The following is a 12,600-nucleotide window of genomic DNA, read 5'->3' on the forward strand; positions in this document are numbered from 1 at the left end:
ACCTCGGTGCCCGTCGTGTCGTGTTCCTGCCGGTACTTCTTCAGCCAGTTACGCAGCGTCTCGGCACCGCCGTCGTGTCGTGTTCCTGCCGGTACTTCTTCAGCCAGTTACGCAGCGTCTCGGCACCGACCCCGTACGAGTCGGCGACGGACTTGATCGTTTTCGAAGTCGAGACGACTTCCTCGCACAGCTGGTCCTTGAACTCCTGGCTGAACCGGCGACGTGATGCAGGCATTCTGCACATTCCTCATTTCAGTAGTCCCCCGATTTTAAGGGGGCCACTGTCCGAGAACTCCGTGGCGGCCCAGATTGTGTCTCTTCTCAGTCTTTGTCGGATTCCGACAACTCACTAGTGAACGCAGCGACTGCATCTATCGCAAACGACCATCCACAAGATACTTGGCCTGGATCTGGCCAACATCGGCAAGTCGCGTCAGTGAACGGTGTCAGCGATCTCCGTAAACGAAGCATCGTTTGCGATACGTGGTCCGATCAGGCTGCTCTCCACTGCAGATTGAGTCGTTTGGTAGGCGCCGCATGCCTTTCTCGCAAACGTACCGATCTCAATATATGCCTGGAAAAGAATCGCTAGATAGCTAACAAACTCCAATGGACAACAAGCCACAGGTGGAGTGCGCGAACAAGACCGTGCTCGAAATATGTGGCAAGTGGGCGAGTACAACTTCTAATGAGCCGCGTCTTACCCGCCTGATAACAGCTGGTCAAGCGGATGGTGCAGGAAAAAAATACCAATGCGGGCGCGCCGCGCTTCAGTTCGAGCTGGCGCGGTTCGAAAAAATAGGCTAGACTTCTAGCTAAATTCAGCCACCATCGCTTGGTTACTCTTGGAGAAAATGTGATTGCTGCAGCCGCAGAGGAATTCGCCACTGTCGAGGAGTGCTTCCGATGCCGGTACCCGTTCGACGAGTCCTACAAGAACTTGGCTGTCGTAGTCGAGGGCGAAGAGGGACAGGTCACCATGGGCTGGGACGTTCAGGGCAGCGTGCTGAACGTACTCCCAGTGACATCCTATTGGGCCACAACAACATCGTTGACATCAGCATCGGCGAGCAAGAAACAGCATCTGGCGCAGATACGCGTGTTCGGCGTCACCGTCGCGAAAAAGACTCTGGAGACGGAATGACCACTAATACCCAGAAGATACAGCGCATCGGGTCCTCCGAATACGAATCATTGGCCCGTACCGCTGCCATCGAGCTGTACCCGGACGTCGATTCTCCCGCCATGGCGTTGTGCTTTAATCTCATCCGCGCCGCAAACCGGATGACCACAGACATGGAAGTCTCGGTGCACCGTCCCATGGGCATCAGCTTCGCCGGCTACCGCCTGCTGTTCACCATCAGGTCGGTAGGACAGGTGAACCCAAACGAGCTCGCCCGGCTGTCCAGCGTTTCCACGGCCTCCATGTCCAGCCTGCTCAACACATTGCAGAAGTCCGGGCTCGTTACCCGAGCGCCGGATCCAGAAGACAAGCGCAAGACCATAGTGGAGCTTTCGGACGAAGGCGAGCAAATGGTGGCCGATCTCTGCCAGATCAACAACCAGCGCGAGCAGGCCTGGGCCGCGGGACTCACCGAAACCGAAGCCTCGATCCTGGCCGAACTGCTGCGCAAGCTGTTGCTGCACCACCCGACTCCCCGGACCAGCTAGAACGATAGGAGATACTAATGAGGGCTCAAGACGTCCGGTTGGACGACGACGTGATCGCCGAACTAAGGCAGCGCGCCAAAGACTTGGAGGCGTACGCCACTTTGTGGGCCGGAGGACCAAGCATTGACTCATCAGGCTCAGCCGCCCTGTCTTCCCTGGTTGAACGACTGGCCAACATGTATCCGTACGGGGATGCGAAATATATCGGACAACTCCTGAAACCGCCGCACCCCGTGGCTTGGGTTGCACAGGCCCTCACAGCATTGATCAATCCGAATAATCATGCTCTGGACGGGGGCCCGGCCACCGCGGTTCTTGAAAAGGAAGTCGTGGCCAAACTCGCAGTGATGTTCGGTTTTGAGGAACATCTGGGCCATCTGACATCGTCCGGCACCATCGCTAACCTTGAGGCGCTCTGGGTTGCCAGGGAATTGCATCCAGGTAAGGTCATACTGTCCGGAACCAACGCCCACTACACCCACGAGCGCATGTGCCGGTTGCTCGGAACCCCGCATGAGACCATTCCGGAAGACGACCGGGGCCGTCTTTCGATGGCGGATCTAAGGATTAGGCTGGCGCGAGGCGGGGTCGGCACCGTTGTCGTGACTCTGGGCACGACCGGTCTTGGTGCACTGGACCAAGTCCATGAGGCCGCCGACCTGGCAGCCGAATTCGGCGCCCGGCTACATATCGATGCAGCTTACGGAGGATTTCACACCCTCCTGGCAACTGGTCCGGAACCGCTGGTTGATCCTGCCCCCTTCCTAGCCGTTCGCCGGGCGGATTCAATCGTCGTAGATCCGCACAAGCACGGACTTCAACCGTACGGATGCGGATCTGTTCTCTTCGCTGACCCATCTGTCGGCAAGCTCTATTCGCACAGTTCCCCCTACACCTACTTCACATCTTCTGACCTCCATCTTGGGGAGATCAGTCTGGAGTGCTCGAGAGCGGGGGCGTCGGCGGCGGCTTTTTGGGCCACGGTTGAAGCTCTCGGGTTGTCACGCGACGGAATGGGATCGAATATCGCCGACGGCCGAAGGGCCGCACTGCAAGTAGCTGAAATCATCAGAGCCGCCGACGGCGCCGAGCTAGTGGTCGAACCTGAACTTGACATCGTTTGTGCCTTCCCTCGACGTCCTACGAGCAGCCAGATATCTGCGGCAACAGAGGATGCGTTTGCGGACATGGCCCGGGACGGCTGGCACTTGGCACTGTATCGGGTCGACAGCAAGTGGCTTGCGCGGAACCATCCTTCGATCGTAGTTGATAGTGACTACACCACTGTCCTGAGATCCTGCACCATGAAACCCGAGCATCTCCAAGTGGCCCAAGAATTCAGCTACCGCCTCATTGCATCGATGGAGCAACAGCCCTCACGGACAGACTAAAGGGGCGGCCAATATTGTTTCGCAGGGGGCCTTGAATCCGGATAGCCCCTGATTTCCCCACGCACACCCCGAACTTTCAGCTGGTTCATCGGCAACTGGACGGGTACCGCGATCGACCACAGGCGTTGAACCCGGGGCATCCCCAGGAGGTTCGTTCCGAGGTTCGCGGGCTCCATGCCCGCCGCCCGACGTTTTTCTGTTCGGGCCTGTCCCGGTGAAGCCACGCAACAGTAGCAGTAACTTGGGATGGATCCCTGGAGTCCGTACCGCCTTGGCAAGTGCGGATAGTCAAAATTTCAGATACCAAGCGTCTAGTTCTGAGGAACTTCGACGCTAACCGCTTACAACGAAGTGAGGAATCGGTGCAGTTTCACCATCACGGTTACGTATCCGGGAACCCGCGGGTCCAGCCGGCAGCAGGAGTCGGCATTAACAGGCCGGCTGAGCTCCCGGAGGAGGTCGATGTGTTGGTTGTCGGCACCGGGCCTGCCGGCATGCTCGCGGCCGCGCAATTGTCCCAGTTCCCCGGTGTCGCCACGCGCATCGTGGAGCGTCGCCCCGGGAGGCTCGCCATTGGTCAGGCCGACGGAATCCAGACCCGCACAGTCGAGACCTTTCAAGCCTTCGGCTTTGCCGAGAGGATCATCGCCGAGGCGTACCGGATCACCGAGACGGCGTTCTGGAAGCCGGACCCCGCGGACCCCTCCCGCATCATCCGCACTGCCCGCACCCCGGATGACCCCGCCGAAATCAGCGAGTTCCCGCACCTTGTCGTTAACCAAGCCCGTGTACTGGACTACTTTGCCGAGTTCATGGCCGACTCGCCCACACGCATGTCACCCGACTATGGCTTTGAGTTCCGTTCCCTGAGCGTCGCGGACGAGGGGGAGTACCCCGTCACCGTGACCCTTCTCCACACCTCCGGCCCCAATGAGGGGCAGGAGCGCGTTGTCCGGGCCAAATACGTTGTCGGTGCGGACGGCGCGCGCAGCAAGGTGCGCGAGTCGATCGGCTGCACCCTCGCCGGGGATCAGGCCAACCATGCCTGGGGCGTTATGGACGTGCTCGCCAATACCGATTTCCCGGACATCCGCCTCAAGTGCGCAATCCAGTCCGGCTCCGGCGGCAGCATCCTGCTGATCCCTCGCGAAGGCGGCCACCTCTTCAGGATGTACGTTGACCTCGGTGAGGTGGACCCCAACAACAAGGGCGCCGTGCGCAACACCACCATCGAGGAAATCATCCACAAGGCGAACGAGATCCTCCACCCCTACACCCTCGACGTCCGCAACATCGCGTGGCACAGCGTGTACGAGGTGGGCCACCGGCTCACGGAYCGGTTCGACGACGTCCTGCCGGAGCAGCGCGGCACCCGCACACCGCGTGTGTTCATCACCGGCGACGCATGCCACACGCACAGCGCCAAGGCCGGCCAGGGCATGAACGTCTCCATGCAGGACGGCTTCAACCTGGCCTGGAAGCTCGGACACGTCCTCGAGGGCCGCAGCCCGGAAAGCCTGCTGTCCACCTACTCCGCAGAGCGGCAGGTGGTGGCAAAGAACCTCATCGACTTCGACAAAGAGTGGTCCACCCTCATGGCCAAGAGGCCGGAGGAGTTCGAAGACCCCTCGGAGCTGGAGGACTTCTACGTCCGCACCGCCGAGTTCCCGGCCGGGTTCATGACCGAGTACGCGCCGTCCATGGTGGTGGCCGCCCCTGAACACCAGCACCTGGCAACCGGCTTCACCGTCGGCAAACGCTTCAAGTCCGCGCCCGTTGTACGGGTCTGCGACGCCAACCCGGTGCAGCTCGGCCACCAAGCGAAAGCGGATGGCCGGTGGCGGATCTACGTCTTCGCCGACCCGGCCACGCCCCAAACCCCGCAAGCCGGAACCGCGTCGCCTACAGAACAATTCGCCGACTGGATCGCAAACTCACCGGAATCACCGCTCGCCGCCACCCCGGAGGGCGCCGACCCCGATGCCTGGTTCGACGTGAACGTGATCTACCAGCAGGACCATACCGCCATCGACTTCGGCGCCGTACCCGCGGCGTTCAAACCCCGAGTCGGCCCCTTGCAGCTCACGGATTACGAAAAGGTCTACGCTACAGACCCGACGGCGGACATCTTCGACCTGCGCGGTCTCGACCGCGGCGGCGTCGTGGTAGTCGTTCGTCCTGACCAGTACGTGGCCAACGTCTTGCCGCTCACGGCAACGGCCGAGCTCGCCGCGTTCTTTGCACCCCTCTTGCAGCCACGGCGGCCGGAGGAGCTTCCATCCTCCGCGCTGTCTGGCGGGCCCACCGCTCACTCAACCACCACACCCTCAGCCATGATGAACAACTAAAACAATGGAGCCTTGATGTCACCGTCTCAGACCACGCATCCGCACACACGACGCCAGGGCATGAGCGAGGCGGACCGCTGTCTGGTTGCCGGAACCACGACCGGCACAACCGCCAGCACTCCGGGAATCCCGGCGCCTGACAAAGCTTTCAGGCCTTATCCGCAAATCTGCACCACAGTTCAATCCCCCGCTTCCACCGCTCTGGCGACCTCTCACCGGATAGCGCAAATGCCAATGGTGTACCGCCCGTCTATACAGTCAGTCGCCCCGCCGCCTCAAGCAACTTATGCGAGCGGGTATCGGTGACCGCTGCCGGCGAGCCGGCACTCCGTGCCGGCTTAGTGCGGCCAACGGGCTACGTCGTCGTTGAGCTCAAGACCGGCAAGTTCCAGCCCGAGTATGCCGGCAAGCTCAACTTCTACGTCGCGCTCGTGGACGACGTGCTCCGGCGCCAGCACCATAACGAAACCATCGGGATCCTCATCTGCGGCACCAAGAACGACCGCAGCGTCCGGTACAGCCTGGGACGCTCCACCTCACCCATGGCTGTCGCCGCCTACACCTACGACAACCTCCCCCCGGCCGAACAACAGGCACTGCCCAACGAAGGACACATCGTCGCAGCGCTGGAATGGGCCGAACCCGAGACCCCGGAGGCGCAAGACCAATAAGGACTCCCGGGACAGCGCTGGGGCGCGTTTCCCCACGTTGCCGGCCAAGACCGGGACCGGGACCGGGACCAGTTGTCGGGCCCCGGCGAGGCCTGCCAGTCCCCGCCGCACAGAAACACCGGGCCCCCGGCATACCTTGCATTCCCGTCAGACAAGAAACGCCAGAAAGAGAATGACGACAGTGGCGAGGACGAGTTCACCTGCTACTCCTGTTTCCTGGGCCGGCACCGGTCCCAGCTCGCGCGCGAAATGAACGGCCCCTCATACTGCATCGACTGCGAAGGCTAGGACGACCCCGCTCCAGATGCCGGACCCGAATCCGTCTCTATCCGTGAGTCGCGGGCTCTTCGCGCCGTTCGTGTGTCTGCCCGTAGGGGACATCGCGGCTTACGACGACGGTGTAGCTGGTGTAACCGTGCTGGGTAACGAGGATGCCGTGTCGGCATTCCTTCATGGCGTGTTCACGTGCGATCTCCACGGCGGCGTTCAGGTCGTTCTCGACGGTGTCCGGGTCGTGGGCAGTGACTTCCAGGACGACATCCGAGTGGCGCTTGATCATCATGGTCTCTTTCGCTGCGGGAAGTGCCGGGGCTCTCAGCGGGCACGGGCTTCCGGGACCGGGCACAGCCGGAGAGCGGGAAGCGGTGGTTCCAGAGGGGTTGCCCGGCATTCTCTGATGGGGCGGGGCCGGCCGGAGTACTTGGCGGGCTGGATCGGCCGAAGCAATCTCCTGCGGATCTGTAGCCAGTCTGGATGATCAGCGGGCCAGCCGCAATACAAAGCCCGAAAAGTCGGCTGTAGCAGTGCCGTGCCCGGCTGGAGCTGCCCCGCGGCAGTTTAAGCGGCGCCTAGGGTTCGATGACGATCCTCACCGGGGAATTTGTTCTGTCCCCAAACATGCGAATTCCGTCGTTTACAGCTTCCAACGGCAGCCGCGCGCTCACCGAAGCGCCGAGATCAAGATCACCAGGCTCGCACAGGAAGCGGTCGGACTCAGGCGGAACTAAGCGGATAAACCGGGGCCGGGCCGGCGATCAAAATTAAGGTGTGTACAAAGTACACACTTTGGGTCTCGGACTGGGTCGTACTGGTGCCGGTCCGGCCCGGATTCCGCATGTTTCCGCGGGAGCCCTGTGGTTGCGGGGGCTGGAATGCAGTTCGAGTCCCACCTCGGGCACGTGTTTTCCCTGTTCGGAGGCTTGTGGGCCGCTGAATGTGTACAAATCTCCTTTATGGGCCCCTGCGGGGCCCATTTTTGTTGGTGGCGGCTGGTTTGGCGGCTCCTTCTCTTGACGTGGACAGCGGTGTTGCTGCTTACTCCTTCATGGCCGGGAGCGCTTGGAACTGCATGACCTGCTGCGGCTTGGGGATCAAATCTTCATGGTCATCCCTGTCGGGCGCCGGAACTCGTCGGAAACTGTCGCCATGACCCTAATGATCTCCCGGGCACCGAGCATCGAGCATCGGGCAGGGACCGGGCAAACCGCGAGGTTGGTGACGACCAGATTGTGCCGGCCCGGACAACCGCCCGGCTTCGTTCAGTCCCGGCCGTTCCTGTTCCTTCCGGTCACGCCGTGGTCACCGTCGATCAGGTCGTTGGGGCGCCCAGACCCGTAAGCGCCTTGCGTGGTGTCCTGAAGTTCATCCAGCAGTGGCATGGGTGTTTCCCTTGTCTTTGACGCGGTGTGAGGTCGTGGTTGTCGGCCTGTTCGGGAACGGCCGATCGGCCGTGCCCGAGGCGCCAGGTGCTTCAGGCTCCGGACACGGTGCCGGTGGCCGGGGTGCGGACTACCTGCCCGGCGTAGGAGAATCCGCCGCCGAAACCGAACAGCAGAACGGGGCTGTCGGGCGGAAGCTGTCCGCTACGCACCAGCTTGGCAAGGGCGATCGGGATACTGGCCGAGGACGTGTTCCCCGAGGTGACGACGTCACGTGCGGTGATCTCGCGGGAGATTCCGAGTTGATCGGCAAGGGGCTCGATGATGCGCAGGTTGGCCTGGTGCGGGACGAACCCTGCGAGCTCGTCCGGCCGGATGCCGGCGATCTCGCAGGTTTTCCGGGCCAGCGTGGCGGCCTCGCTGATGGCCCACCGGAACACGGACATGCCTTCCTGCTGGAAACGGAGTTTGGGTTCTTCGATCCTGACCGCGTGGGACAGTTCGGGGACTGATCCCCAGTGGACTGGTCCGATCCCCGGAGTTGGTGAGGCGGTGAGCACGAGGGCGCCGGCACCGTCACCGACGAGTACGCAGGTGGTCCTGTCGGCCCAGTCCGTGAAGTCACTGAGCTTCTCGGCCCCGATGACCAGGGCGGTGTTGGCGGCCCCGGAACGGATGGCCTGGTCAGCGACGGCAAGGGCGTGCGTGAACCCCGAGCAGGCGGCGTTAAGGTCGAACACGGCAGGGTTCCGGGCACCCAGCGCGGCCGAGACCCGCCCGGCGGTGCTCGGGGAGCGGTCCAGTGCGGTCACGGTAGCAACGACGACCAGGTCCAGATCCGCGGCTTCGATCCCGGCATGTTGAAGGGCGTCCCGCCCGGCCTGGGTGGCCATGTCCGCGACGGATTCGGTATCGGCGATGCGGCGTTCCTGGATCCCGACCCTGCTGCGGATCCATTCATCGGTGGTATCCACGATCTGGCTCAGTTCCTCGTTATCCAGGATCCTGGCGGGCTGGTACGAGCCGACCCCTGCGATCCGGGAGCCCCGGCCTGTTGAGGGTTTTGGTGCGGGCACGGTCGGTGCTGTCATGTTTTGCTCCTGAATATCGGGACCGGTCGGGCGGGACTTATGAGGCGGGGCAATGCAGAGTGCGGGCAGTACGGGGATGGGTGGTGCAGGTTCCGGGAGCGGGCTGTCCGTCAGGGGTGTTCCCGCAGTGTGTTGAAAAGTTCAGAAAGGCTCATGCCCGCCGCCGCCGCCGCATCGGCGGGCGGCACTTGGGCGGCCATGGCCCGGCACAAGGCCAAAACCAGGCCGGATGCCTCCGTTCCGGAACCGTGGTGTTCGGACAAAGCCGGTTTGGTGCAGTCGGGTGCGGGGACGGCATGACCGTGCGCTGGTAGGTAGCCGCCCCGGGCCGCGGCGGCCTCGATACTTTTCAGGTGGTAGTCCATTGCTTCCTTGTCCCCAGTGTTTTCTTGCTCTCCTGGTGGTGGGTGCGGGTTGGGCGTTTACGATGCCGTAGGCGGGGACTGTGCCGGCGCGGCCGGGCTGCGGGCCAGGACCACGCAGTCCAACGCGGGCCGGCGGGCCCCGGGGACGGGCCGTGACCGGATTTCTGCTGATTCGACCTCCAGCCCGGACGCTCTGGCCCAGGCGGCAACCCGCGCGCTGTGGTGCAGCACGGACGGGTCACGTGTTCCGGCGGTGCCTTCCCGCGGGTCGGCCGGGTCGTGGCCGATGTACAGGAACAGCCCGCCGGGGGTTAGGCCCGGGGCGTTGCGGGCGATGACGCGATCGAGATCGGGGCCGGGCAGATGGAGGAAGGCGGCCAGAACAAGGTCCAGGCTTCCGCGTACCGGGGCGCAGGTGGTGACGTCGGCGACGGACCGGGTGATCAGGTCCGTGACGCCTTCGGCGAAGGCGCGTCCGCGCCCGATATCCAGGGCTGCGGCGGAAAAGTCCATCGCTGTCACGTGCCAGCCGCGTCCGGCGAGCCACACGGCGTTGCGGCCGTCGCCGGCCCCCAGATCCAGGGCCCGTCCGGGGGCAAGCCCGTTCAGGATGGCGCGGACCGAGGAGCTTGCCGGCGCCCAGCTGAGGTCGTTCTCGGTGTACCAGCGGTTCCAGGCTTCCGCGTCCGCGGGGTACCCGGTCCCTCCGGGCCTGGAGTACTTCCACGCCGGAAGTGCCATGTCGCCCACGCTCATGGCGAGCTCCTGCCCGGGTGCAGCGCTGTTGCCCCTGTGGGCCGGCCCGGTGAGTTGTTGCGCCGTCGGAACCCGTCGATCCCGGCGCGGATGCCGACGGTCGGGGCGGTCAGTACCGCCGCGGCCAGCCAGACCGGGTTCGTAGGCCCCGCGAAGAGTGCCGGGAGGTCGAACAGCAGAAGGGCCCCCAGTCCGAAACCCAGGAGGTATCGCGGCAGGCGGTCCGGTTCGGTCCGGGATTCCAGGGGTGCTGTTGGCGGCAAAGGATGCTCCTGATCATTCAGCGGACCGTGGTGCGGCCGGGAGTGGCTGCCGCGACCGGGCCACGGTCGGGGTCCTGGCCGGCGTCGGGTGCTTTGTCGAGTGCGGGAAGTTCTGCGATGCGGGCGGCCCTGGCGCGGGCGACGTGGCTGCGGGCGTGTTCCACGGCCGGGGGCAATTCCGCGAAGAGGTGTTTGTGGTGGCGCAGGGATTCCAGGACGCCGACCTTGGTGACCAGGGCCAGGTGGCGGTCCTGGATTCCTTTGATCAGTACGGTGATGCCGCGGCGTTCGAGGGCGTTGACGATGTCGGTGATGACCCTGGCCCCTGTTGCGTCCAGGACCTGGAGCTGTGACATGCGGATGATGACGACGTCGACGTTGCGGATAGCGCTGACCCGGTCCAGGACGCGTTCGGCGGCGGCGAAGAACAGGGCCCCGTCGAGGCGGAACACGGCGATGTGTTCGTCCCCGTCCTGGACCGGGCCGGGGATCTCTTCCCGGTGGACGCCGCTGGACTTGACCAGGGTGCGCAGGGCGAAGAAGGACGCGACGGCGACGCCGATCGCCACTGCCTCGATGAGGTCGAAGGACACGGTGATCAGCGCGGTGACGAAGAACACGACGGCGTCGGAACGGGTCGATCCGATCACGCTGCGCAGCGTGGTGGGGGAGACCATGCGGGTGGCGGTGACCATCAGTACCCCGGCGAGGGCGGCGAGCGGGATACGTGAGACCGGGCCGGTGGCGAGGTAGACCACGGCCAGCAGGACAACGGCATGGGTGATGGCCGCGAGCCGGGTCCTGCCGCCGGAGCGGATGTTCACCGCGGTGCGGGCGATGGCCCCGGTGGCGGGCATGCCGCCGAAGAACCCGGATGCGACGGAGGCCAGGCCTTGGCCCAGGAGTTCACGGTCGGCGTCGTAGGGGCCGGTGTCGGAGATCGACGCGGCAACCCGGGCAGAGAGCAGCGACTCGATCGCCGCGAGGGCCGCGATGGTCGCGGCCGGCCCGGCAAGGGCAGCCACGGTGCCCCAGTCCAGGGCGGGGATAACCGGGGCCGGCAGGGTGTCGGGCAGGGTGCCGATCCGGGCCACCGGCAGGTCCAGCACCTGGGCGGCGATGCTGGCGATGATGATGGCGATGAGAGAACCGGGGATCTGCGCGTGGATCCGGGGTGCGGCGATCATGATGACGGCGACAAGTGCCACCAGTGCCAGCGGGGCAAGGAGGGTGGCGGGGGACGCCGTCGTGAGTCCCTGGACGGCAGAGACGGCGGCGTTGCTGCTCGGTCCGGCTTTGACGCCGAAGGCGGCGGGGACCTGCTGGAGGAAGATGATCATGGCAATCCCGAGGGTGAACCCCTCGATCACCGGCCAGGGCAGCAGGGTCACGACCCGGCCGAGCTTGAGCACACCGGCGGCGACCACGATGACCCCTGCCAGGACGGCAACCGCGGCCAGGGCACCGATGCCCTGCGTGGCGATGACGGGACCCAGGACGACGACCATCGCTCCGGTCGGGCCGGAAACCTGGATGTTGGAACCACCGAAAACGGCGGCGACGATGCCGGCGATCACGGCGGTAATCAGTCCGCTGGCCGCTCCGGCGCCGGAGCTGACCCCGAAGGCCAGCGCCAGCGGGAGGGCGACGATACCCACGGTGACCCCGGCGATGAGGTCCCCTTTCCAGGTGCGGGGCAGATCCGTATAGTCCCTCGGGCCGGGCAGAAGCGCCCGGGCCGCGGTCAGGGCCTTCATCGTGAGCTGCCGTCGGCCGCAGCCAGCGGGGACGCAGCGGCCGGAGACGTGGCCTCGGAATGTTCGAGCTGCTCGCGGGTGGTGTGCAGCATGTCGTTGAGCAGTAGACGTGCCACGGACAGCAGGTCAGCGACCTGCGGGTACGCCAGGGAATAGAACATCTGCAGGGCCCTGCGTTCGCCCTTCACCAGGTGGTAACGGCGCAGCACGGACAGATGCTGGGACAGATGCGAGGCCTCCAGACCTGTTGCGGCGAGCATGTCAGTTACCGATACCTCGGGCGCCGCGGAGAGCATCTCCAGCACCCTGATCCGCACGGGATGCGCAAGACCCTTGAAAAGATTGGCCTTCACTTCATATAACGGTGCCCGGAAATCCGAAAACTCGTCCATGCCTGCCTCCCGGCCTCTCACTACGAACCTCTGCTTGACTATTTCATACTTCTATCATCCAATATAACAGGGGATGGGCCAGTCTGCCCCTGCCGGGGCCCCGGCTTGCGCGGACCGGACGGATACTCACGCCGGACCAGGGCATCCGCAGGTACCCTTGCCCGGCCGGGAAAGGGAGCACCATAATGCCCTTCCCGACAAAGACCCCTCCGGCCGCCACGGCCAGCCGGAGGACAG

General features: G+C 64.2%; 13 protein-coding genes and 2 pseudogenes. 7 read left to right on the forward strand and 8 right to left on the reverse strand.

The window, feature by feature from the left end; translation table 11 throughout:
• Positions 1 to 79 precede the first annotated feature (79 nt).
• A pseudogene (locus AC1D2F_RS23255) lies at positions 80 to 235 on the reverse strand (transposase); the annotation flags it as partial.
• Positions 236 to 609: 374 nt separating this feature from the next.
• Here AC1D2F_RS23255 and AC1D2F_RS23260 point away from each other — a divergent pair.
• The 7 genes and pseudogenes from AC1D2F_RS23260 to AC1D2F_RS23290 form a co-directional block, all read left to right on the forward strand.
• The gene (locus tag AC1D2F_RS23260; protein ID WP_229993620.1) at positions 610 to 807 is read left to right on the forward strand and encodes a hypothetical protein; all 198 of its coding nucleotides are present in this window, start codon (positions 610 to 612) and stop codon (positions 805 to 807) included.
• A 49-nt stretch (positions 808 to 856) separates the two neighbouring features.
• On the forward strand, positions 857 to 1,144 hold the full coding sequence (locus AC1D2F_RS23265; RefSeq protein ID WP_229993621.1) for a hypothetical protein: 288 nt from the start codon (positions 857 to 859) through the stop codon (positions 1,142 to 1,144).
• Positions 1,141 to 1,671 carry a MarR family winged helix-turn-helix transcriptional regulator gene (locus tag AC1D2F_RS23270; RefSeq protein ID WP_229993622.1) on the forward strand — a complete coding sequence of 177 codons (531 nt, stop codon included), beginning with the start codon at positions 1,141 to 1,143 and terminating at the stop codon, positions 1,669 to 1,671. The genes AC1D2F_RS23265 and AC1D2F_RS23270 overlap by 4 nt, the downstream gene beginning before the upstream one ends.
• A gap of 17 nt (positions 1,672 to 1,688) precedes the next feature.
• Entirely contained in the window at positions 1,689 to 3,062 is a 1,374-nt protein-coding gene (locus tag AC1D2F_RS23275; RefSeq protein WP_229993623.1) for a pyridoxal phosphate-dependent decarboxylase family protein, read from the forward strand.
• Positions 3,063 to 3,424: 362 nt separating this feature from the next.
• Positions 3,425 to 5,410 (forward strand): FAD-binding monooxygenase, encoded by a 1,986-nt coding sequence (locus AC1D2F_RS23280; RefSeq protein WP_229993624.1) that lies wholly within the window; start codon positions 3,425 to 3,427, stop codon positions 5,408 to 5,410.
• 302 nt (positions 5,411 to 5,712) lie between these two features.
• On the forward strand, positions 5,713 to 6,081 hold the full coding sequence (locus tag AC1D2F_RS23285; RefSeq protein WP_229993625.1) for a PDDEXK nuclease domain-containing protein: 369 nt from the start codon (positions 5,713 to 5,715) through the stop codon (positions 6,079 to 6,081).
• A 186-nt stretch (positions 6,082 to 6,267) separates the two neighbouring features.
• Positions 6,268 to 6,369, forward strand: a pseudogene (locus AC1D2F_RS23290) (DUF4193 family protein); the annotation flags it as partial.
• A 37-nt stretch (positions 6,370 to 6,406) separates the two neighbouring features.
• Here AC1D2F_RS23290 and AC1D2F_RS23295 read toward each other — a convergent pair.
• The 7 genes from AC1D2F_RS23295 to AC1D2F_RS23325 all read right to left on the reverse strand — a co-directional run bounded on the left by AC1D2F_RS23295 (position 6,407) and on the right by AC1D2F_RS23325 (position 12,363).
• A complete protein-coding gene (locus tag AC1D2F_RS23295) occupies positions 6,407 to 6,643 on the reverse strand; it encodes a hypothetical protein (protein ID WP_229993626.1) in 237 nt (78 codons plus the stop codon).
• 1,188 nt (positions 6,644 to 7,831) lie between these two features.
• A complete protein-coding gene (locus AC1D2F_RS23300; RefSeq protein ID WP_364744527.1) occupies positions 7,832 to 8,830 on the reverse strand; it encodes a beta-ketoacyl-ACP synthase III in 999 nt (332 codons plus the stop codon).
• Between the two features lie 110 nt (positions 8,831 to 8,940).
• Positions 8,941 to 9,195: a hypothetical protein gene (locus AC1D2F_RS23305; protein ID WP_364744530.1), complete on the reverse strand. Its 255-nt coding sequence runs from the start codon at positions 9,193 to 9,195 to the stop codon at positions 8,941 to 8,943.
• 57 nt (positions 9,196 to 9,252) lie between these two features.
• On the reverse strand, positions 9,253 to 9,951 hold the full coding sequence (locus AC1D2F_RS23310; protein ID WP_364744533.1) for an SAM-dependent methyltransferase: 699 nt from the start codon (positions 9,949 to 9,951) through the stop codon (positions 9,253 to 9,255).
• Positions 9,948 to 10,214, reverse strand: a complete 267-nt coding sequence (locus tag AC1D2F_RS23315; protein ID WP_364744536.1) for a hypothetical protein — start codon at positions 10,212 to 10,214, stop codon at positions 9,948 to 9,950. Before AC1D2F_RS23315 ends, AC1D2F_RS23310 begins: the two co-directional genes overlap by 4 nt.
• Before the next feature lie 17 nt (positions 10,215 to 10,231).
• Entirely contained in the window at positions 10,232 to 11,971 is a 1,740-nt protein-coding gene (locus AC1D2F_RS23320) for a SulP family inorganic anion transporter (protein ID WP_476967855.1), read from the reverse strand.
• Positions 11,968 to 12,363 carry an ArsR/SmtB family transcription factor gene (locus AC1D2F_RS23325; RefSeq protein ID WP_364744541.1) on the reverse strand — a complete coding sequence of 132 codons (396 nt, stop codon included), beginning with the start codon at positions 12,361 to 12,363 and terminating at the stop codon, positions 11,968 to 11,970. The genes AC1D2F_RS23320 and AC1D2F_RS23325 overlap by 4 nt, the downstream gene beginning before the upstream one ends.
• Positions 12,364 to 12,600: the final 237 nt, after the last annotated feature.

It is taken from the genome of Arthrobacter sp. P1_B3, from assembly GCF_056406615.1.

Bases quoted from the DNA above. Each gene is read 5' to 3' on its own strand.
- AC1D2F_RS23275 (WP_229993623.1), top strand. From the start codon at position 1,689: ATGAGGGCTCAAGACGTCCGGTTGGACGACGACGTGATCGCCGAACTA.
- AC1D2F_RS23325 (WP_364744541.1), bottom strand. From the start codon at position 12,363: ATGGACGAGTTTTCGGATTTCCGGGCACCGTTATATGAAGTGAAGGCC.
- AC1D2F_RS23310 (WP_364744533.1), bottom strand. From the start codon at position 9,951: ATGAGCGTGGGCGACATGGCACTTCCGGCGTGGAAGTACTCCAGGCCC.
- AC1D2F_RS23270 (WP_229993622.1), top strand. From the start codon at position 1,141: ATGACCACTAATACCCAGAAGATACAGCGCATCGGGTCCTCCGAATAC.
- AC1D2F_RS23260 (WP_229993620.1), top strand. From the start codon at position 610: ATGGACAACAAGCCACAGGTGGAGTGCGCGAACAAGACCGTGCTCGAA.
- AC1D2F_RS23305 (WP_364744530.1), bottom strand. From the start codon at position 9,195: ATGGACTACCACCTGAAAAGTATCGAGGCCGCCGCGGCCCGGGGCGGC.
- AC1D2F_RS23320 (WP_476967855.1), bottom strand. From the start codon at position 11,971: ATGAAGGCCCTGACCGCGGCCCGGGCGCTTCTGCCCGGCCCGAGGGAC.
- AC1D2F_RS23300 (WP_364744527.1), bottom strand. From the start codon at position 8,830: ATGACAGCACCGACCGTGCCCGCACCAAAACCCTCAACAGGCCGGGGC.
- AC1D2F_RS23295 (WP_229993626.1), bottom strand. From the start codon at position 6,643: ATGATGATCAAGCGCCACTCGGATGTCGTCCTGGAAGTCACTGCCCAC.